At 69.5% G+C, this 20,778-nt stretch carries 18 protein-coding genes; 16 read left to right on the forward strand and 2 right to left on the reverse strand.

All coding sequences use genetic code 11. The features are described 5' to 3' along the window. Positions 1–35: 35 nt before the first annotated feature. The 8 genes from GGD89_RS08990 (at position 36) to GGD89_RS09025 (ending at position 8,212) form a co-directional block, all read left to right on the forward strand. Positions 36–1,157 carry an osmoprotectant NAGGN system M42 family peptidase gene (locus GGD89_RS08990; protein WP_184044296.1) on the forward strand — a complete coding sequence of 374 codons (1,122 nt, stop codon included), beginning with the start codon at positions 36–38 and terminating at the stop codon, positions 1,155–1,157. Between the two features lie 51 nt (positions 1,158–1,208). Beyond that, entirely contained in the window at positions 1,209–1,910 is a 702-nt protein-coding gene (locus tag GGD89_RS08995) for a sugar phosphate nucleotidyltransferase (protein ID WP_184044298.1), read from the forward strand. Next, positions 1,907–2,422 carry a dTDP-4-dehydrorhamnose 3,5-epimerase family protein gene (locus GGD89_RS09000; protein ID WP_184044300.1) on the forward strand — a complete coding sequence of 172 codons (516 nt, stop codon included), beginning with the start codon at positions 1,907–1,909 and terminating at the stop codon, positions 2,420–2,422. Before GGD89_RS08995 ends, GGD89_RS09000 begins: the two co-directional genes overlap by 4 nt. Positions 2,423–2,424: 2 nt before the next feature. Next, positions 2,425–3,081 carry an acetyltransferase gene (locus GGD89_RS09005; RefSeq protein ID WP_184044303.1) on the forward strand — a complete coding sequence of 219 codons (657 nt, stop codon included), beginning with the start codon at positions 2,425–2,427 and terminating at the stop codon, positions 3,079–3,081. Beyond that, positions 3,078–4,328 carry a TIGR00180 family glycosyltransferase gene (locus GGD89_RS09010; protein WP_184044305.1) on the forward strand — a complete coding sequence of 417 codons (1,251 nt, stop codon included), beginning with the start codon at positions 3,078–3,080 and terminating at the stop codon, positions 4,326–4,328. Before GGD89_RS09005 ends, GGD89_RS09010 begins: the two co-directional genes overlap by 4 nt. A 335-nt stretch (positions 4,329–4,663) precedes the next feature. Further along, on the forward strand, positions 4,664–5,833 hold the full coding sequence (locus tag GGD89_RS09015; protein WP_184044307.1) for a radical SAM/SPASM domain-containing protein: 1,170 nt from the start codon (positions 4,664–4,666) through the stop codon (positions 5,831–5,833). 179 nt (positions 5,834–6,012) lie between these two features. Next, positions 6,013–7,005, forward strand: a complete 993-nt coding sequence (locus GGD89_RS09020) for an NAD-dependent epimerase/dehydratase family protein (RefSeq protein ID WP_184044309.1) — start codon at positions 6,013–6,015, stop codon at positions 7,003–7,005. 67 nt (positions 7,006–7,072) lie between these two features. After that, the gene (locus GGD89_RS09025) at positions 7,073–8,212 is read left to right on the forward strand and encodes a hypothetical protein (protein ID WP_184044311.1); all 1,140 of its coding nucleotides are present in this window, start codon (positions 7,073–7,075) and stop codon (positions 8,210–8,212) included. An 18-nt stretch (positions 8,213–8,230) separates the two neighbouring features. Here GGD89_RS09025 and GGD89_RS09030 read toward each other — a convergent pair whose 3' ends face one another. Both GGD89_RS09030 and GGD89_RS09035 read right to left on the reverse strand, forming a co-directional pair. Continuing rightward, positions 8,231–10,399: an O-linked N-acetylglucosamine transferase, SPINDLY family protein gene (locus tag GGD89_RS09030; protein ID WP_184044313.1), complete on the reverse strand. Its 2,169-nt coding sequence runs from the start codon at positions 10,397–10,399 to the stop codon at positions 8,231–8,233. Between the two features lie 335 nt (positions 10,400–10,734). Beyond that, complete coding sequence (locus tag GGD89_RS09035) at positions 10,735–11,595, reverse strand: flagellin (protein ID WP_184044315.1); 861 nt, start codon at positions 11,593–11,595, stop codon at positions 10,735–10,737. A 448-nt stretch (positions 11,596–12,043) separates the two neighbouring features. On the opposite strand from GGD89_RS09035, the gene GGD89_RS09040 reads away from it, so the two are divergent. The 8 genes from GGD89_RS09040 to GGD89_RS09075 all read left to right on the forward strand — a co-directional run bounded on the left by GGD89_RS09040 (position 12,044) and on the right by GGD89_RS09075 (position 20,680). Next, on the forward strand, positions 12,044–12,322 hold the full coding sequence (locus GGD89_RS09040; RefSeq protein ID WP_184044317.1) for a hypothetical protein: 279 nt from the start codon (positions 12,044–12,046) through the stop codon (positions 12,320–12,322). A 95-nt stretch (positions 12,323–12,417) separates the two neighbouring features. After that, positions 12,418–13,080, forward strand: coding sequence for an ATP phosphoribosyltransferase (gene hisG / locus GGD89_RS09045; RefSeq protein ID WP_184044319.1), 663 nt, complete (start codon positions 12,418–12,420; stop codon positions 13,078–13,080). Next, the gene (gene hisD / locus GGD89_RS09050) at positions 13,070–14,371 is read left to right on the forward strand and encodes a histidinol dehydrogenase (protein WP_184044321.1); all 1,302 of its coding nucleotides are present in this window, start codon (positions 13,070–13,072) and stop codon (positions 14,369–14,371) included. The genes hisG and hisD overlap by 11 nt, the downstream gene beginning before the upstream one ends. After that, positions 14,368–14,859: a UPF0262 family protein gene (locus GGD89_RS09055; RefSeq protein ID WP_184044323.1), complete on the forward strand. Its 492-nt coding sequence runs from the start codon at positions 14,368–14,370 to the stop codon at positions 14,857–14,859. Before hisD ends, GGD89_RS09055 begins: the two co-directional genes overlap by 4 nt. An 11-nt stretch (positions 14,860–14,870) precedes the next feature. Beyond that, positions 14,871–15,347, forward strand: a complete 477-nt coding sequence (locus tag GGD89_RS09060; protein ID WP_184044396.1) for an arsenate-mycothiol transferase ArsC — start codon at positions 14,871–14,873, stop codon at positions 15,345–15,347. Between the two features lie 408 nt (positions 15,348–15,755). Then, positions 15,756–18,284 carry a PAS domain-containing sensor histidine kinase gene (locus GGD89_RS09065; protein WP_184044325.1) on the forward strand — a complete coding sequence of 843 codons (2,529 nt, stop codon included), beginning with the start codon at positions 15,756–15,758 and terminating at the stop codon, positions 18,282–18,284. Beyond that, on the forward strand, positions 18,284–18,832 hold the full coding sequence (locus GGD89_RS09070; RefSeq protein WP_184044327.1) for a GIY-YIG nuclease family protein: 549 nt from the start codon (positions 18,284–18,286) through the stop codon (positions 18,830–18,832). The genes GGD89_RS09065 and GGD89_RS09070 overlap by 1 nt, the downstream gene beginning before the upstream one ends. 12 nt (positions 18,833–18,844) lie before the next feature. Beyond that, positions 18,845–20,680: an ABC transporter ATP-binding protein gene (locus GGD89_RS09075; protein ID WP_246422996.1), complete on the forward strand. Its 1,836-nt coding sequence runs from the start codon at positions 18,845–18,847 to the stop codon at positions 20,678–20,680. Positions 20,681–20,778: the final 98 nt, after the last annotated feature.

The following is a 20,778-nucleotide window of genomic DNA, read 5'->3' on the forward strand; positions in this document are numbered from 1 at the left end:
CTCGACCGGCTGTCCCCGCCTCCGGAGATCGCCCCGTGCAACGCCTGCGCATCGACCAGGACTACCTTGTCACCACGCTGCAACGCCTGCTGGCGATCCCCAGCCCCACCGGCCTGACCGACAGCGTCGTGCTGGCCGTGGGCGACGAACTGGAGCGGCTGGGCATCCCCTACGAACTGACCCGGCGGGGCGCCGTGCGCGCCAACATCCAGGGGGTGCGCTACAGCCCCGACCGGGCCATCATCGCCCACCTGGACACCCTGGGCGCCATCGTCAAAAGCCTCAAGGACAACGGCCGCCTGGAGGTGCTGCCCATCGGCACCTGGTCGTCGCGCTTCGCCGAGGGCGCGCGGGTCACCGTCTACGGCGACGAGGGCCGCGCCTGGCGCGGCACCATCCTTCCCCTGAAGGCGTCGGGCCATACCTTCAACGAGGCGGTGGACACCCAGCCCACCACCTGGGAGCAGGTGGAGTTGCGACTCGACGAAGAGGTCCACGACATCGCCGGCCTGACTCGCCTGGGCGTCAACATCGGCGACCACATCGCCGTCGATCCCAACCCCGAGTTCCTGCCCAACGGCTTCATCAACAGCCGCTTCCTGGACGACAAGGCCGGCGTGGCCGCGATCCTGGCCGCCGCCAAGGCCGTCAAGGACGCCGACCCCCGGATTCCGGTGGACTGCCACCTGCTGTTCACCATCTCGGAAGAGGTGGGCGTGGGCGCCAGCCACGTGCTGCACGGCGACGTGGCGGAGATGGTCAGCGTGGACAACGGCACCATCGCCCCCGGCCAGAACACCAGCGAATACGGTGTCACCATCTGCATGCAGGACAGCAGCGGACCGTTCGACTGGCACCTGACCCGGCGGCTGCTGAAGCTCTGCGAGGCGTGCGGGATCGAATACACCCGCGACGTATTCCGCTACTACCGCAGCGACGGCGCCGCCGCCCTGGAGGCCGGCAACGACATACGTACGTCGCTGGTCTGCTTCGCCTGCGACGGCTCGCACGGGTGGGAGCGCACCCACGTCAAGTCCCTGGTCGCCCTGGCCGAGCTGCTGGCCCACTACATCCAGATGCCGCCCATCTTCGAGCGTGACAAGGTACCCCTGGGGCCGCGCAGCGACTTCCCGGACGTGCAGCTTCAGGACGACTGAGCGGGATCGCCCCTCGCCGCAGTCCCTCGTTTCCAAAAGGAGTGTTTCGTCATGGCCGTGCGTCGCGGTGTCATCCTGGCCGGCGGGCGCGGGACCCGGCTGGGCATGCTGACCAACGACTGCCCCAAGCCAATGCTGCCGGTGGGCGATCGGCCGTTCCTGGATCACCTGATCCGACATCTGGCGGGCCAGGGCCTGACCGACATCCTGGTGCTGGCCGGCTGGCAGGGGGAGCGCCTGCACGCGGCTTATGAGAACCGGCATATCGCTGGAGCCACCGTCTCGGTGGTGGTGGAGCCGGAGGCCATGGGCACCGGCGGCGCGCTGCGCTTCGCCGCCGACCGGCTGGCGCCCCCGGTCGCGCTGGTCAACGGCGATACCCTGTTCGACGCCGACGTCCAGGCCCTGGCGGCGCATCCGGGCGACTGGTCCCTCGCCATGGCGCTCCGCCACCTGGAGGACACCGGCCGCAGCGGCCGGGTGGTCCTGGAGGGCGACCGCGTCACCGGCTTCCAGGAGCGCGGGGACGGCGGCCCGGGGCTGGTCAACGGCGGGGTCTATGTGGTGCGCCCGGGCCTCCTGGAGGCCATCGCCGGCCCCTGCTCCCTGGAGCGGGACGTGTTTCCCGGTCAGGCGGCGGCCGGGCGCCTGGTGGGTCGGGTGTTCGAGGGGATGTTCATCGATATCGGCGTGCCGGCGGACCTCGCCCGGGCCCAGACCGTCGTGCCGGCCTTCATGGGAGACGACGCATGAGCGTGACGGTCCGTGCCACCACGCTGGACGGCGTGAAGCTGATCGAGCCGCCGACCCGGTTCGAGGATTTCCGGGGCGAATACGTAGAGACATACAATGAGGACCTGTACCGCGCCGCGGGGATCACCGAGACCTTCATCCAGGACGACATCTCGGTCTCGCATCGTCATGTGCTGCGCGGCATCCATGGGGACGACAGCACGGCCAAGCTGGTGTCGTGCCTGGCGGGCCGGTTCTACCTGGTGGTCGTCAACTGGAATCCGGACTCGCCGCAGTACCGCCAGTGGGAATCCTTCACCCTGTCCGACCGCAACCGGCTACAGGTGCTGATTCCCCCCCGGTTCGGAAACGGCCATGTGGTGCTGAGCGACACGGCGATCTTCCATTACAAGCAGACCACCAGCTACGATCGCGGCCGTCAGTTCACCGTGCTGTGGAACGACCCCACGGTGGCCATCGACTGGCCGGTCCCGGCGCCCATCCTGTCCCGCCGCGACCGGGGTCTGGCGTGACGATGGCGGCGCCCCCGGGCGACGATATGGCCGGCGCCCGCGTCCCCCTGGCCATCGTGCCGTGCGAGTGGGATGTCGCGGATCTGGCCGAAAGCCTCGACCGGTACGACCTCGTCGGCGTGTTCGACATCGACGCCGCGCGGGACACCCACGGGCTGCGCCACCTGGGCGACGACACCGCGTTCATCGGCTGGCAGGCGCGGCGGCCGGGCCTGAAGGTCTGCCTGGTGATCGACCCGCCGGCCCTGCGCGAGCGCCTGACCGCGCACTACGGACCGGGAAACCTGGAGGGCCTGGTCTCGCCGCACGCGACCGTGTCTCGCCACGCCATCGTCGGACCGGCCGGGATCATCCAGCGCGGCGTGACCATCATGCCCGCCGTGCGGATCGGCCGGGGCTGCAACGTCAACATCAACGCCACGCTTCACCACGAGGTAACCCTTGACGACTATGTTTCCGTGGGGCCAGGGGCGATCGTCCTGGGGACCGTGCGGATCGGCCGGCACGCCAGCATCGGCGCCGGCGCCATCGTTCACCAGAACGTGACCATCGGTCCCGGCGCCCGCGTCGGCGCCGGCGCGGTGGTGGTCCGCGACGTCGCGCCCGGACAAACCGTGGTCGGCGTGCCGGCCCGACCGATCAAGCAGGAGGCAGGATGAGCGACGATCGCGTCACGGTGCTGATTCCCACCCTCAACCGCGCCGAGTTCGTGGTGAGGGCCCTGGCGTTCTATGCGCGCGGGGGCTTCGCCGGGCGCATCATCCTGGGTGATTCCTCCACGGCGCCCCACGCCCAACTGGTCCAGGCGGCGGTGGAACGCTTCGCGGACCGCCTGACCATCCACCTGGAACCGCTGCCCAAGGACCGCTACCCGACCCTGGCGGAGTGCGTGCAGCGCATGGTCGACCTGGTCGAGACCCCCTACATGGTGATGGTCCCCGACGATGACCTGCACATGCCGGGCAGCCTGCGGGAGGCGCCCGACTTCCTGGACGCCCACCCGGACTACGTGGGCGCCATGGGCGAGCGCCTGAACGTCAAGCTGGGCGCGGTCGTCCCGTGGGGCCGGGTCACCTGGGCCATCCTCACCAAGTACGCGGACTTCGAGGATCCCGACCCCGTCAAGCGGCTGGCCTACTACACCGGCTACGGCCTCAGCCTGTACTACGCGGTGATGCGCTCGGACACCTGGCGCGCCTGCCTGGAAGCCAGCAAGACCCTCAACCTGCCCTACTTCGGCGAGGAGTTCCTGCCCAACTGCCTGGCGGTGATTCGCGGCCGCTTCCGCATGATGCCCCGCTTCGGCCCCATCGCTCAACTGGACGACTCGGGCGGGGTCTGGCGGCGCAACACCCCGTACGGCCTGCTCAACGACCCGGGCTGGCCGGCGTTCCGGGACGGGCTGCTGGAGCGGCTGGGACAGGAACTGGTGGCCCAAAGCGACCTCCCCCTCGCCGAGGCCCGCGCCATCATCGACCGGGAGATCTGGCGCAACCTGACCATCCTCATCCCCTACCACTTCCAGAAGAGCCACGACCCCGCCTTCGCCCCGGACCCGCTGCCGGACATGAAGGGGCTGCTGGCGCCGTTTCCCGACTACCAGGACGTGACCGCCTTCCTGGACGCGCCCGTCGCGCCCCCCATCACCCGCGTGGCGGTGGAGTCGGCCCTGACCGAGCGGGGCGACGGGATCGAGGCGGGCGCCGAGGCCCGTGTTCTGGCCGACGCCTGCGCGGGACAGGCCCAGGATGCCATGATGGACGATCGCATCGGCGAGGCGATCCTGTGGTACCGCATGAGCCTGGCCATGGCGCCGACGCCGGTGGCGCGCATGATGCTGTCCAAGCTGCTGTCGGACAGCGGACGGACCGAGGAGTTCCAGGCGATGATGACCAGCGCGCCGTGACGGCGCCGATCCGCGAAAACGCCGGGGCGCGATCGCCCGGCGCCGACCGGCATGCTATTTGCTGTATCACCGGCGCTGCACGAGGAACGCAGCCGGATCAGAAAAGACCAAGACCAGACATGCCCTTGCCCGAAGAAATCGCGTCGCGTAGGGTCGAGGATGCCGAGGAGCGGCAAAAGCCCGTGTGTTTCCCCTGAGTCGATCGGGACAGTCCTGGCCCCCCGTGACAGGCTGTCCTGACCTTCACAAAGCACACACCTCATGTAAGGTGATTCTGTGCTGGTGTGGACCGACACTGCCGGACACCGGGCGCACGGTTGGAAAGGAACGACAGAATGTTCGACATTTCCTTCTTCAAGGCCATCGATTCCGTGAAGCGTCGCATCGTCTCCGGGGACTTCGGCCCCACGGATGCGGCGACCGTGGAGTCCGCGCTGGAGACGCATCGCGCCCGCGAGCCGAAGGTCTTCAACGTGGAGACCACGAACTACTGCAACATGACCTGCATCATGTGCCCGCGCACGACCCTGATGACCCGCAAGAACATCTGGATCGACGACGCGGTGTTCGAACGGGTCCTGGACCAGATCAAACCCTGGGCGACCGCCGACCTGGAGGACTTCTGGACCTTCGTCCGCGACCGCTGGAACGTGCGCTTCGACCGGCCGGACGAAAACGCCTTCTATTTCCATATCGTCTCGCGCTGCCTGATCCTGCACGGCTATGGCGAGCCGCTGCTGGACAAGAAGATCGTCCAGCGGGTGCAGTCCTGCAGCGCGCGGGGCATCCCCACCTATTTCTCCTGCGTGCCGGCCAACATCACGGTCGAGCGCTGCCGGGCCGTCATGGCGGCGGGGCTGACGGTGCTCAAGTTCTCCATGGATGCGTTGAACGACGAGTTGCAGAAGAAGATTCGCGGCAAGCGCAACAACTTCTCGAAGGCGTTCGACACCATCCTCGACATCCTGGAGATGAAAAAGACCGAGGGCTTCGACACGCTGATCGTGCCCACCATGATCGCCCTGTCCAACGACGACGAAGCCCGCGCCATGCACCGCCAGTTCCTCGACCTGTGGACGGACAAGGACGTGTTCGCTTACGTCAAGAGCCAGGACAATCGCTGGTACTTCGAGGACCAGGCCGCCGCCGAGAACCGCTCCCACTACGAAAGCCAGTACTGCGAGTTTCCCTGGACCTCGTTGACCGTCATGGCCGACGGCAACGTGGTGCCCTGCACCCAGGACTACGACGTGGAAATGGTGCTCGGCAACGTCATGGAGCAGTCCCTGGAAGAGATCTGGAACGGCGACCGGTACCGCGACCTGCGGCACTGGCACGTCACCGGCCGGTTCCCACCCGGCCACAAGTGCGCCGAACGCTGCGACCAGAAGAAGGTCTGCGGCTACCTGGGCCTCGCCCCGGCCACCGCCGAACCGCAGGCCCCGCCACGGCCGGCGGCCCCCGCCGATCCGTCCCCACCCGCCCCGATGTCGGTCCGGGGTTGATCCGCCCGTTCCGCGACGACAGCGGGCCGGTCGACGTCCCCCCGTTCCCACGGCATCCCCACGGCGTCCCCGTGGGCGACGCGCCGCCGGGGCCGCGGCCTGCCCCAAGGCGTCGCCAGCCGTCGCGACCGGCCGCCATGACCGGCCTTGATGACTGACAGTCACGAAAGGGAAACACCGTGATCGAAGACGACATTCTGAACAGCTTCGCCGGCTCCAACTGCGTCGTCACCGGCGGCACCGGCATGATCGGCCGCGCGGTGGCGCGGCGCCTGTGTGACGCCGGCGCGCATGTTCGGATCATTTCCCTGGACGATATCGTCGTCGACGACCGAGCCGACCACGTCAAGGCCGACCTCGCGGACTTCGTGCGGATCAAGGACCTGACCCAGGACATGGACCACGTGCTGCACGTGGCGGGCATCAAGGGCTCGGTGGACGTGACCAAGTCCAAGCCGGCGAGCTTCCTGGTGCCGCTGCTGCAAATGAACACCAACGTCCTGGAGGCCGCCCGCCAGAACAAGGCCCGCAAGGTGGTCTACACCAGCACCATCGGCGCCTACGCGGCGGCCGAGGTGTTCCGCGAGGACGACTACGACGAAGGCCAGCCGCCCATGGACCAGTACCCCGGCTGGGCCAAGCGCATCGCCGAGATGCAGGTGCAGACCTACCGCGTTCAGTACGGCCTGGAAAACTTCGCCATCGTGCGTCCCTGCAACATCTACGGCCCCGGCGACAGCTTCAAGCCCGAGAGCGCCATGGTCATCCCCACCCTGATGGCGCGCATCGCCCGGGGCGACGACCCGGTCACGGTCTGGGGCGACGGTTCCGCCATTCGCGACTTCGCCTATTGCCGGGACGTGGCCGACGGCACCATCCAGGCGCTGTACCACGGCACGCGCGGCAGCTTCGTCAACCTGGCCAGCGGCGAGGAGGTCTCCATCCGTACCCTGGTCGAGACCCTGGCGTCGTTCATCGACTTTCGCTACGAGTTCGATACCAGCAAGCCCTCCGGCTATCCCCGGCGGGTGATGGACATCAGCCGCGCCCGGGCGTGGATCGGTTACACGCCGTCCACCAGCCTGCGCCAGGGCCTGGAAGAGACCTGGACGTGGTTCCGCGAGAACCAGTCCGAACACGAGCATCGCAAGAACTACTTCGCCGAGGGATGACCCCGGCGCGGGAGCGCCGGACCCGCCGCGCCCGCCGTTGAGTCTCGCCCGCCAGGGAAGCCGCCGCATGACCGCCGCCCCCGCGTCCCCGACCGGCCCCGCCCCCCAGGTGGTGGTCGCCGAGAACATCAGTCATGTCCGCCAGGTCCTGTCGGTGCTGGACCCGGACCGGCCGCTGTGGGTGATCGCCACCGACAGCGCGGTGAATCACGCCTTCTACGGCGACTTCCTGAAACCCGATCGCTTCATCGCCGTCCCCGGCGCCATGTGCTGGGGATGCCTGGCGGACGAGGCCCCCCCGGCCGGGTGGCGGCGCATCGTCGACGTGGTGGGGGCCAACCGCGACGCCCTCGATCAGGTGGTCGCGGCGCTGCCGCCGGGCAGCGAGCTTCTCTACTGGCACTTCATGGGGTGCATGCCGCTGCTGAGCATCCTCATCCAGGCGACGGCGGCGGGGCATGCGGTGGTGGAACTGGACTCCGACATCCTGAGCGGCCTGTTCCAGTTCCAGCGGCGCGGGCCCGAGGACCTGGCGGGCACGGCACATCCGACCTACGTCTCGTTGCTCCTGCATGCCGGACAGGTCCTGGGGGGACCGATCAAGTATGTGGAAGCCAGGCCGCGCGGCGGCGACGACTGGCGATACGGCGCCCTGGGCATCGACGGCGCCGACCTGGGCGAGCGGCGCTGGGTCGCGCTGGACGACTGGGCGACGCTGGCGCGGCGCTACGGACCGCTGGTGGAGGGGCTGTTACCCGACCGCGCGGCGGCGCGCCGGGCGCTGCTGCTGGACGATACCGTGCTCGCGGATCCGCGCGTCGACCTGGACGCCAGCCGCGCCGGTCTGGCGGCGGCGGTGCGCGAGATGCTGGACGAGGGGTGGGAGGTGCACCTCAAGCCGCATCCCAACGCCGCCACCGACATCCTGATGCTGCCGCCGGAGGAGGCGGGACAGCTCACCGTGCTGCCCGGGTGGCTGCCGGCGGAACTGCTCATGGGGCACTACGACCGCGTGGGGTACCTGACCTCCACGGCCTCCATGGCCGATGGGCCGGACGAGCGCCTGTGCCTGCTGCCACGGGTGCGGTACCGCGACGAGGCCGGCGAGACGTTCTGCTGGTCCCTGTTCCGTCTCGCCTTCCTGCGCGGCGGGCAGGCCGTGACCCTCATCGCGCCCGACCCCGCCGAGACGCGCCGGGCGCCGTGAGCCGACCGGCGGCGGCGGTCATCCGTCCGGGGTGGGGTGGGTCACCGACGCCGGATCGATCAGCCCGGCCTCGGCCAGGCCGGTCTGCCACATGAAGCGCAGGGCCTTTTCCAGGTTGCGGGCGAAGCGCGGCCCGTCGCACAGCGGCGAGGCGGCGGTCCGCGCCCGCAGGCCCTGGCGCAGGGCCGCCAGGTCCGGCACCCGGTTGGCCCAGGACACCGCCAGTTCGACATAGGCATCGGCGCTGTCGACGATCCAGTCCGACAGGCCCACGTTGTTCAGATGCGACGCGGCGTGGCGCCCGGCGAAGGTCGGACCCGGCCAGGTGATCACCGGCACCCCCATCCACAGGCATTCGCAGGTGGTCAGTCCGCCCGAGTAGGGCCAGGGGTCCAGGGCGATGTCGACCTCGTTGAAGGTGCGCAACTGGTCGCTGTGGACTGTAAAGCCGCGCAGGATGATGCGCTCGGCGTCGATGCCGTGCCGGGCGAAGCGGGCCAGCGTGACCTCCTGCGCCTCCGCGACGCTGAACTTGGCCCCCTTCAACATCAACCGGCTGTCGGGCACCCGATGCAGGATGCGCGCCCACAGGCCCAACATCTCGTCGTTGATCTTGTTCGGATTATTGAACGACCCAAAGGTCACCCGGTCCTTCAACTGAGCCGGCAGCGGCCAGACGGGCGGACTTTCGTCAGGCGGACAGAACACCACATAGCCGTCGGGCATGCGGTAGATGCGCTCGGAGTACCAGCGCTCCTCGCCGTGCGGCACCTCGATCGCGTCGGCGATCAGCCAGTCCATGCCCGGCACGCCCGAGGTGTTGAACAGGCCCCCGACCCACTTCACCTGCACGGGCGCCGGCCGCATGGGAATGATGCGCAGGCGGCAGCCGGCGGCATGGCCGGACATGTCGATGAGGATATCCACCTTGTCCTTGCGAATCTGGTCGGCCAGGCCCGCGTCGTCCAGGTTGGCGACGAACTGGATCTCGGCACAGGCCGCCAGGCGGCGCGAGACGAAGTCCATCCGCCGCCGGTCCGAATAGGCGATCAGCCGGTAGGTGTCGGTGTCCAGGGCCTCGAACGCCGGCAGCGACAGCGCCAGGGCGGGATGGTTCATGAAGCCGGACGACACCATGCCGATGGTCAGGGGGCGATCCGGGTCGGGGTCATGGAACGCCCGCGGTGCCTCGTCCTCGGGGACGAAGCGATGGACCCAGGCATCGATCATGGCGCGCAGGTCCTCGCGCGTCGCCTTGGGGTCATAATGCGCGGTGAAGATACGGTTGCTCATCGGCGTGGTCTTGTCGGGCTCGACCAGGGTCGCCCTGTCGGTCATGCGCCACGCCTCGTCCGGACGCCCTAGGTCCAGCAGCACGTTGGCGGCGTTGCCCAGGGGCACGGGGTGCCCCGGATCCAGCAGGTGGGCCTGCATGAACGCCTTGAGCGCCTCCTCCAGATGCCATGTCTCGCGCTTGAGCAGGCCCAGTTCGACGCGGCTGGCGAGGCTCTCCGGATCAAGGTGAATCGCCCGCTTGCAGAACAGCGCCGCCGCCGACAGGTAGTTCATGTCGGTCAGGTGGCGCGTCAGCGTAATGTAAAAGTAGTCCTTGGCGGGCTCCAGGGCGATCAGGCGTTGATAGAGCGGAATCGCCTCGGCATGCCGGCCGGCGCGGTCGAGGATCGCGATCTGCTGACGCAGGCACACCTCCAGGAACGGCTCCAGGTCCAGGACCCGGTCGAAGGCGTCGATGGCCTCGTCCAGGTGATCCAGCGCGGCATGGGCGAAGGCCAAACTGCGCCAAGTGCCGACGTCGGAGGGATCGAGACGGACCGAGCGTTCGTAGTGCGGGATCGCCGCCTCGGTCTCCGCCTGCTCCACCAGGATGCGTCCCATGGCCCGATAGCCGCCCGCCGCCTGGGGAATGGTGGCGATGAACCGGTGGGTGGCGTCCAACGCCTCGTCCTGGCGTCCCAGGGTACTCAGGCTACCGCAGAGGACGATCCAGCCCAGGGCATACCGGGGGTAGCGGGCCACGAAACGCTCGGCAAGGGGCAGGGCCGCCTGATAGTCCTGGGACTGGTAGACGGCATCCATGTGCTCGCCGAAATGCAGAGGATCGCTGAGGTCCGGCAGCGCCGCATCGGCGCGGTCTTCGCTGGACTCTGGCTCAAGGGAACGGTCCATGGAGGCGGATTCCACGCTGGGGATCGAGGGGGTGGGACAGACCGCCGCGCCCTGCCCGGCGGTCCCGGGCCGCCGGCCCCGGCGCGAGTCCCGGGGTGACCCGGCGCGACCAGGGAACCGGCCCGTCGCCGGCGATGACGTGAGCGGACGGGTTCGCGGCCGTCACGCGACCGATCGCCACGGTTGACTCGAACGGCATCCGCACACGCGGACGCGTTGGCGCGGCAACAAAAAGAGGAGGCGGCTGACCGCCGCCTCCCCAAAAGTCCCAATCTGCGACGGCCCCGATCCCTGACACGGGATCGACAGCCGCGCCGACCATATGATGCCTGGCCCTAGAACAGACGCAGGACGGCCTGTTCGGACTGCTGGGCGATGGACAGCGAGATGGTGCCCAGCTGCTGGCGTGTCTGCAACGACAGCATGTTCGCCGATTCGGCGTTCATGTCGGCGTTGACCAGCTGCGACGCGCCAGTCTCCAGGGTGTTCACGATGTTCTCGGTGAACTCCTTGCGGATTTCCATCAGCGCCGCGTTGGTGCCGAACTCGCGGGCCGCGCTGCGGACCTTGTCCAGGGCGCCGTCGATCTGCGTCAGCGTCCGGTTCACGCCGGTCGACCCATCCGACGTGGTGACGTTCGCAAAACTACCCAGGCAGACACCGTAGTGGATCCCTAGCCCCACGGTCCCGGCCGCAGCGGTGTTGTTCAGAAGCTGGCCACCGACGGTGAGGACACGGGCATCGCTTTCCTCACTGAAGACCACCTTCAGCTTCTGCTGCGTGCCGATCAGCAGGTTGACGCCATTGTATTCGGCATCGCTCGCCATGTGGTTCAATTGCGCCATCATCGTATTGAACTGCGTGGACAGAGCACGGCGCTCGGAGGCACTGCTTTCCGCCTTCGCCGATTCGGCGATGGCCTTCATCTGCTTGAGCGTGTCTTCCATGCTCTCAAGGGACTTCACCGCCGTTTCCACGACGTTGATGCCCTCGACGATGTTGTTCTTGATGGTGGCCAGATCGCTGGCCCGGTCACCCAGGGCCCGGGACTTGAAGAACGACAGAGCGTCGTCAATGGCGCTGTTCACCTTACGGCCGGTGGACAGGCGATCCTGGGTCTGGCTGATCAGGTCCGTGGTCCGCTGCAACGAGAGCAGATTGGACCGCGTCGCCGAGGAAAGGGTAACGTCGGACATTGTTCACTCCTGTTCTAGGGGTATTTTGGACGCCCTGTTCTGGGCGAGATAAACAGTGAGCCCGATATGATGCCCACATCTGATCACTTCGCACCATACACGGGGTTTCACCTACATGCAAGACATGGACGCGGACACGATCGAAAGCAGGGGTCCCGGTATGACCCGGGTCGGAGCGGCACGCGGCGGCCCTCCGATCAGCGACCCCGGTCACCGGCCCGCTCCCCTCCTGGGATGAGCGAACCGCTGACGCGTGTCGCACGCCTACGTCCTGCCATGTCTTGCCACATCTTGCTCAAGACAACCTCTATTTGAACTCACGACCGGGCTTGGCTATTCTGGTCGCGGAAAGGCATGATGACGTCCCGAACCATACCCGACGGGCCGTCCCCTCGCCAAACCGTGTGCCCCGGCCTCGGGGCATCGCACCCGAGCCCAAGGCGGTCCCATGGCCAAGTCATCCAGTTCCCTCAGCCCCGAGGTCCGTGAGCAGAAGGAAACCGAACTGGCTCGGCTACGCAAGATGCGGGCCAGCCTTCCGAAGGAGAAGAAGGCGGCCGGGCAACAGATCGACCGCCGCGTGGAAGAGCTGGAAAAGCTCCTGCGGGGCCCTGGCGGCGGCGCGGGTGGCGCCCTCAAACTGGCCCTGTTCGGCCTGGTGGCCGTGGTCGGTCTAGCGCTCGGGTTCGTGGGCATGATGACCGCCGGGCAAATGCTGCAGCCCTGACGGGATTCTCCAGGACCCACGCCGCGTCCCCTTGGCAAACCCTCTCCCGGCCATGCTACAACGCGGCTCCCGCCACCGGACGAGCCGCGCACACCATGTCACGGGACAAACTGATCATCGCCCTGCCCAAGGGCCGCATCCTCTCCGAAGCCATGCCGGTGCTGAGAGCCGTGGGCATCGACCCGGACCCCGCCTTCAGCGACCCGGAGTCCCGCGCCCTGCGGTTCGCCACCAACCACGCGCATATCGACCTGATCCGGGTGCGATCGTTCGATGTGGCCACCTTCGTCGCCTTCGGCGCCGCCCATCTCGGCATCTGCGGCCAGGACGTGCTGATGGAGTTCAGCTATCCGGAACTCTACGCCCCCCTGGACCTGGGTATCGGCGCCTGCCGCCTGGCGGTGGCCGAACCCGTCGCCCTGGGCGGGGCCGACGATCCCGGCCGCTGGAGCCACATCCGCGTGGCCACGAAGTACCCGGCGGTCACACGGCGGTACTTCGCGGCGCGCGGCGTGCAGGCCGAGTGCATCAAGCTGAACGGCGCCATGGAACTGGCGCCGGCCCTGGGCCTGTGCCGGCGCATCGTCGATCTGGTGTCCACCGGCTCCACCCTGCGGGCCAACGGCCTTGTGGAGGTGGAGCACATCGCCCACATCACCTCGCGTCTCATCGTCAATCGTCCCGCGCTGAAGATCCGGGCCGGCGAGATGTCCGGCTGGATCGACGCCATCGGAGAGGCCGTCACCCATGGTCGCTGACCTGAACACCACCGATCCCGGTTTCGAGACCGCCTTCGCCGGCCTGCTGGCGGCGCGGGCGGAGCACGATACCGGCGTGGACGGCGTGGTGGCGGACATCCTGGCCGACGTGCGCGCGCGCGGCGACGCGGCGGTGATCGCCTACACCCAGCGGTTCGACCGCCTAGCGCTGACGCCCGAAACCCTGCGCCTGGAGGACGCCGCCATCGACGAGGCCGCCGGCCAGGTGGACGCGGACACGATGGCGGCCCTGGCCACGGCCGCCGATCGCATCACCCGCTTCCACGAACGCCAGCGCCCGGCGGACATCGCCTACACCGACCAGGCCGGGGTGCGCCTGGGCCAGCGCCACACCCCGGTGGACGCGGTCGGCCTGTACGTGCCCGGCGGCAAGGCCGCCTACCCCTCGTCGGTGCTGATGAATGCCCTGCCCGCCAAGGTGGCCGGCGTGCGCCGGCTGGTGATGACGGTGCCGACCCCGGACGGTTCCCTCAATCCGCTGGTCATGGCCGCCGCCCGCCTGGTGGGCGTGGACGCCGTCTACCGGATCGGCGGCGCCCAGGCCATCGGCGCGCTGGCCTTCGGCACCGACGGCATCGCCCCGGTGGACAAGATCGTCGGCCCCGGCAACGCCTACGTCGCCTCGGCCAAGAAGCAGGTGTTCGGCGTCGTGGGCATCGACATGGTGGCCGGCCCGTCCGAGATCCTGGTGGTCGCCGACGCCCACAACGATCCGGCCTGGATCGCCGCCGACCTGCTGAGCCAGGCCGAGCACGACGAGGCCGCCCAGTCCATCCTGATCACGGACACGCCCGCCTTCGCCGACGCCGTCGCCCGCGCGATCGAGGGGCACCTGGCCACCCTGCCCCGCGCCGACATCGCCCGCGCGAGCTGGCAGCGCCACGGCGCCCTGATCGTCGTCGGCGACCTGACGGCCGAGGCGCCGCCCCTGATCGACCGCATCGCCCCGGAGCACCTGGAACTGGCCGTCGCCGACCCCGACGCCCTGGCCGCGCGGGTGCGGCATGCCGGCGCCATCTTCCTTGGCCGGCACACGCCCGAGGCCGTGGGCGACTACGTGGGCGGTCCCAACCACGTGCTGCCCACGTCACGGGGCGCGCGCTTCTCCTCGGGTCTCGGGGTCGTGGATTTCATGAAGCGGACCACCCTGCTGGGCTGCGATCCCGACGCCCTGGCCAGCATCGGCCCGGCGGCCGTGCGACTCGCGCGGGCCGAGGGCCTGCCGGCGCACGGGCTGTCGGTCTCCCTTCGCCTGACGCGAGCCTTATGATCGATCGCGACACCTTTGGCCCGGATTGCCGACTGGTGGACGTCCGCCTGGACGAAACCAGCTTCGTGCGCCGCCGCCCCGAGGTCGAGCATGAACGCGCGGTGGCCCTGTTCGACCTGCTGGAGGAGAACCGCTTCCGCCTGCGCGGGGCGCGCGGCCCCTACGCGCTGCACCTGAGCCTGGAAGACGATCGCCTGGTGCTGGACGTGCGCGCCGAGGACGACCGGCCCCTGCACCGGTTCATGTTCTCCACCAAGCCGCTGCGCGGCATCGTCAAGGACTACTTCCTGATCTGCGAGAGCTATTACACGGCCATCAAGTCCGGCGCCTCGCCGTCGCGCATCGAATCCATCGACATGGGCCGGCGGGGCTTGCACAACGAGGGCGGCGAGGTGCTCCGCGAGCGCCTGGCGGGCAAGATCGACATCGACCTGGACACCGCCCGCCGTCTGTTTACGCTGGTTTGCGTTCTGCACATCAAGGGGTGATCGTCATGGCGATGCTGGTGCACGCCCCTCCCCGTGTGACACCGCCGCCATCCCTGCCCAGCGCCGTGCTGTTCGCCTGTACCCACAACGCGCTTCGCTCGCCGATGGCGGCGGGCATCATGCGGCGCTACCACGGCACCCGTATCTTCGTCGATTCCGTGGGGGTGCGCCCCCGCGAGACCGATGGCTTCATGATCGCCGTCATGGACGAGATCGGCATCGACGTGACCCGCCATCGGTCGCGCGCCTTCGAGGAACTGGAGGACGGCTACTTCGATGTGGTCGTGTCGCTGTCGCCGGAGGCCCAGCACAAGGCGGTGGACATGACCCGGGTGATGGCTTGCGACGTGGAGTTCTGGAACACCTTCGATCCCTCGCTGATCGAGGGCGCGCGCGCGGTGCGCCTGGACGCCTATCGCGCGGTGCGCGACCAGTTGGAACGGCATATCCTGGACCGCTTCCCGGTGCCCCGCATGGGCCGGGTCTGAGCGCCGTCCGCGCCCGACCCCACCGTCCGTGGACCAGGGGCAGCCGACTCGCGGGACCGGGCCGCGCGGCCATCCCCGAAACATCCGAAGCCCCGGCGCGGTGTCGCAATCTGTGGCTCAAAAAACGCCGCAAAGCTGGGGGCGAAGGCCGGCGAAGCCCCCGTCTACACTCAGGCGACGGGGGCGGCGGCCGTCCCTGGATCCGACCGATGAACCCGGACCGAGGACAGGCTGTATGAGTCGTGTCCCGAACACCGTATGCTCGGGGCCCGGGACACGACGGCCGGGGCGGGTCGTCCCGTCGACGGACAAGAGTTACGGACGCAACGGCGCATCGCGGCACACCGCGCCCACGCGGCGGACGCGCGAGGGCGCGGTCGGGATCACGGCGAAGGGACCGGGGCACCCATGGACAAGGCACACCCGGCCGAACCGGATGGCGAGGAGGAGCCTGGGCACGGAGCATCGTGGCCGGACTCCCTCGGCATCGCGGTCCTGGTCCTTGACCTCGGCGCGCCATGGGCCGCCGCGACGGCGGCGGGCATCGACGGTCGCGCCCCCGAGGCCCCCGCGCCGGCGGTCCCCGCCCGACAGGGGACCTCGGACAGTCCGCCGCTCCAGACGCTCAGCACCGCCGTGGACCATATCACGATACGCGGGGCCAATGGTCGCGCCCGAGCGCTGTTCCGGGCCAAGGCCGCGTGGTTTTCCACCCGGCGCCTGCGTCGCCACCTGCGGCGCCCCGAGGTGCGGCCGGTGGTGCAGGCCGCCGTCCGCGCGCTGTGGCGTGGCGAGACCCTGTTCGAGGGCGAGATCCCGGCCGAGACGGCGGACGGACGGCCGTTGACGCTGGTTTTCAGCCTGACCGTCCCCGGGACGGCGCGCGACGCGGGCGCGGTGCCCGTGTACCTGATCAACCGCAGCGAGGCGGCCCGGCGGGAGGCCCAGTCCCGCCGCCGCGAGGACCACTTCCGCCAGGCGTTTCAGCATGCCTCGCACGGCATGGCCCTGATCGGCGCGGAGGGGCGCTGGCTGCGGGTCAATGCCGCGCTCTGCGCCATGCTGGGCCATACCGAGGCGGCGTTGAGGGCCTCCACGCTGCAAGACATCTGCCACTCTCAGGACCGCGCCGACAACATCGCCTGGATGACCCATGTCCGCGCCCATCCCGACACCCGGTTCGCCCGCGAGACGCGGTACCTGCGGCGTGACGGGTCGGTGCTATGGGTCCATGTCACCGGGTCCATGCTGGCGCCCCGGGGGGGCGAAGCGCCGGTGCTGATCGCGCAAATCCAGAACATCGACCCGCACAAGCGGGCCGAGGCGGCGCTGGTGGAAAGCGAGGAGCGATTCCGCAGTGCCGTGGAATACGCCGGACACGGGATCGCCATCCTCAGCGTCGAAGGCCATTTCCAGCAGGTGAACCGCGCGTTCCGCGAGACCACCGGCTACACCGCCGATCTGCTGTCGCAGCTCACGCTGAAGGATCTGACGCCCGAGCTCGACTGGGACGACGAGGCCCGCCGGTTGCAGGCCGTGCTGGACGGGCGGGACCGCTCCTACACCCTGCGCAAGCGCATGCTGCACTTCCTGGGCCATGCCGTGCCCATGCGCGTCACGGCGGCGCTGGTGCGCGGCTCGGGCGGCATGCCCCTTTCCCTGGTCTATCAGATCCTGGACGAGACCGAGCAGCACGAGGCCGAGGCCCGCGCGCGTCGCGCCGAGACCCACTTGCTGGATGCCTTCGAAACCCTGTCGGACGACATCCTGCTGTTCGATTCGACCGACCGCCTGGTGCTGGTCAACACCAAGTTCAAGCACGCGTTCCCGGGGCTGGCCGACATCCTGGTGCCGGGCGCCCGTTTCGTCGACATCATCCGGCGCATTGACGCCCTCGGCCTGGTGACCGATGGCGACGGCACGGCGTCGGACTGGATGGCCTGGCGCCTGGATCACTTCCGGCGGCGCGCCGGCGAGCCCTTCGAGGTGAAGCTCGGCGACGGCCGGTGGTTCCTGGTGCGGGGCAGCCGCACCGCCGAGGGCTCCACGCTGATCCTGCGGTCCGACATCACCGAGATGAAACGGCGCGAGGCCGCCCTGGCCGATGCCAAGCTACTCGCCGACCGCGCCAACCGCGCCAAGAGCGAGTTCCTGGCCAACATGAGCCATGAACTGCGCACGCCGCTCAATGCCATCAATGGCTTTTCCGAACTGCTCCTGAAGGAGGTCTTCGGCCCCCTCGGCGCGCCGGTCTACAGCGAATACCTGGGAAACATCCTGGCCGCCGGCCAGCACCTGTTGAGCCTGATCGACGATATCCTCGATCTGGCCCGCATCGAGGATCGCGCCATCCAGTTGCAGGACCGCCTGGTGGACGTGGCCGCCCTGACCGAAACCTGCATCGGCATCATCGAGCACCGCGCCCATGGCAAGGACATCACGGTGGCCAACGCCGTCAGCCCGAGCCTGCCGTTCCTGCGGGGTGACGGTCAGCGGCTGCGCCAGGTGCTTCTCAACCTGCTGACCAACGCCGTGAAATTCACCCAGCGCGGCGGCCTGGTGACCGTCCACGGCCGGCGGGCGCGCTCCGGCCACCTGCTGCTGTCAGTGAGCGACAACGGCATCGGCATGAGCGCCCAGGACATCCAGATCGCGCTGTCCCGGTTCGGTCAGGTGGAAAGCGTGTTCACCCGCCACGAAGGCGGAACCGGCCTGGGACTGCCGCTGTGCCGGGCGTTGATGGAGGCCCACGGCGGCACCCTGGACATCATCAGCCAGTCGGGCGAGGGCACCACGGTGACCCTCCGCTTTCCGGCATCCCGCGCGATGCCGATGGGCACCCTGGCGCCGCCGGCGAGCGAGACCGAGCCCCCATCGTCGGATGACCCGCCACCCGACGCGCGCCTGTCGTCCGGCGCCCGTCCGGGAGAAGACTGATGCGGGACGACGCGCCCGGGTGTCCGGCCCCGCCGCCCTCGACCATCCCGGCGACCGGTGATGACCGACCCGGCGCCCCCCTCCTCGCGGCCGGTCCGTGGATCGACGCGGCGGCGGCGCTGCCCGCCGATCCCGGCGCCTACCTGCTGGCGCTCTGGCTGGCCAGCCCGGCCCCGTTGCCCCCACGGTTCGCGGGGCACCCGCCCTTGCCGCCGGGATGGTATGTGTACGCCGGCAGTGCCCACGGACCGGGCGGGCTGCGCGCCCGGGTGGGCCGCCATCTGCGCCCGGACAAGCCGCGCCGCTGGCATGTGGACTGGATCACGGCCGTCGCGACCCGGCGCCTGGCGCGCCTCTTGCCCGGCGGAACGGAATGTGCGCCGGTGATGGTCCTGCTGGCGCACGCGCCGCCGGCCCGGGTGCCCGTGCCCGGGTTCGGCAGCAGCGACTGCCGCGCCTGTCCGGCGCACCTGCTGGCTCTGTCCGACGATCTCGCCGCCACGCTCGGCCTGCCGAGTCCCGTGTCCTCCGTTCTCCGCCTGTCCTGAGATCCCCGCTCCATGTCACACCCCCTCGCCACCACCGCCAACGCCCCGCCCGGACACACGACCACCGCGTCCGGAGAGACCGGCACCGTGCCGCTGATGCGCCGCCTGATGCGCGAGCACCTGGCGCGGCATCGGCGGTCCCTGGTGCTGGCCGTTCTCTGCATGCTGGCGATGGCCCTGGCCACCGCCGCCACCGCCTGGCTGCTGGAGCCGGCCATCAACCAGGTCTTCCTGGGGCGGGACGCCACGGCCCTGTGGTGGGTGGGCGGTGCCATTCTGATTGCCTTTCTGACACGCGCGGCGGGCAACTACGGCCAGACCCTGCTGGTGGCGCGGATCGGCTTCGCCATCCTCGCCGAGGTGCGCGACCGCCTGTACGCCAAGGTCGCGGCCATGGAGTTGCGCTTCTTCCAGGCGCACACCACCGGTGAACTGGTCAATCGCTTCACCCTCGACATCCACCGCATGCGCTTCGCCGTGGCCAACGCCGTCACCGGCCTCGGCCGCGACCTTGTGACCCTTCTCGCGCTGGTGGCGCTGGTGCTCTACCAGGACTGGATGCTGGGCCTGGTGGCCCTGCTGGGGGCGCCGCTGGCGGTGGCGCCGGTGCGCCGGCTGGCCCGCAAGGTGCGGACCCGGGCCCGGCACGCCCAGGAAGAGACGGGCCGCCTGAATGCGCTGCTGTACCAGTCCCTGCGGGGCCTGCGGGTCATTCGGGTGGACGGCCGCGCCGACCACGTGAACACCCGGGTGGCGACGGTGGTCGACCGCATTTTCCAGCGCCAGGTGAGCGGCGAGCGCGCCCGCACCCTGGTGACCCCCATCATGGAACTGGCCACCGGCCTTGCCCTGGGGATCGCCCTGGTGCTCGGCGGGCATCGCATTCTCAGCGGCGCCCGGGACGCGGGGTCCCTGGCCTCGCTGCTGGTGGCGCTGCTGATGGCCTACCAGCCGGCCAAGCGCCTCGCCAACGTCTACTCGATCCTCCAGGAGGGCCTGGCCGCCGCCGAGCGCCTGTTTGCGCTCCTGGACACGCCGCCCGACCTGACGGAGCGGCCGGACGCCCGGGTCCTGCCGCCAGGACCGGGCCACCTCAGCCTGATGGGCGTGCACTTCTCGCATGTGCCCGGGGTCCCGGTGTTGCGCGGTATCGACCTGGAGGTGGCGCCGGGCGAGGTCGTGGCCCTGGTCGGCGCCTCGGGCGCGGGCAAGTCCACCCTGCTCAACCTGATTCCCCGCTTCCTGGACGTGGAGGCCGGCGCGGTCCGCATCGACCGGCACGACGTGCGCGACCTGACCCTCGCCTCGCTGCGCGCCCGCATCGCCCTGGTCACCCAAGAGCCGTTCCTGTTCGACGATACCATTGGCGGGAACATCGCCTTCGGTCGCCCCGGGGCCAGCCGCGCCGACATCGAGGCCGCCGCCCGCGCCGCCGACCTGGAGGATCTGATCGCCCGCCTGCCCCGGGGCCTGGACACCCCCGTCGGCGAGGTGGGAGGGCGCCTGTCCGGCGGCGAGCGGCAACGCCTGGCCATCGCCCGCGCGATCCTCAAGGATGCCCCGGTGCTGCTGCTGGACGAGCCCACATCGGCCCTGGACACGGCGACCGAACGCCGCGTCCAGACCGCCCTGGCGGCGCTCAGCCGGGGCCGCACCACCCTTGTGGTGGCGCACCGGCTGTCCACGATCTTCGATGCCGACCGTATTTGTGTGATGGAGGCGGGCCGCATCATCGAACAGGGACGCCATGACGAGCTGATGGCCCGCGCCGGTGCCTTCGCCCGCCTTCAGACCGCCGGCCGCGCGCCGTCGGACGGTTCGGCGGCCACCCGGGAGACCGGACGGTGACATGGGACGGCGAAAAGGGACAGTGGACCGGTCGAAAATTGGTCCACGCCAGGACGGCGTGACCTATGGTAAAATCGCGGCTCCCCAGGAGAGTTCTG

The sequence above is a fragment of the Roseospira visakhapatnamensis genome (genome assembly GCF_014197915.1).
Taxonomy (GTDB): domain Bacteria; phylum Pseudomonadota; class Alphaproteobacteria; order Rhodospirillales; family Rhodospirillaceae; genus Rhodospira; species Rhodospira visakhapatnamensis.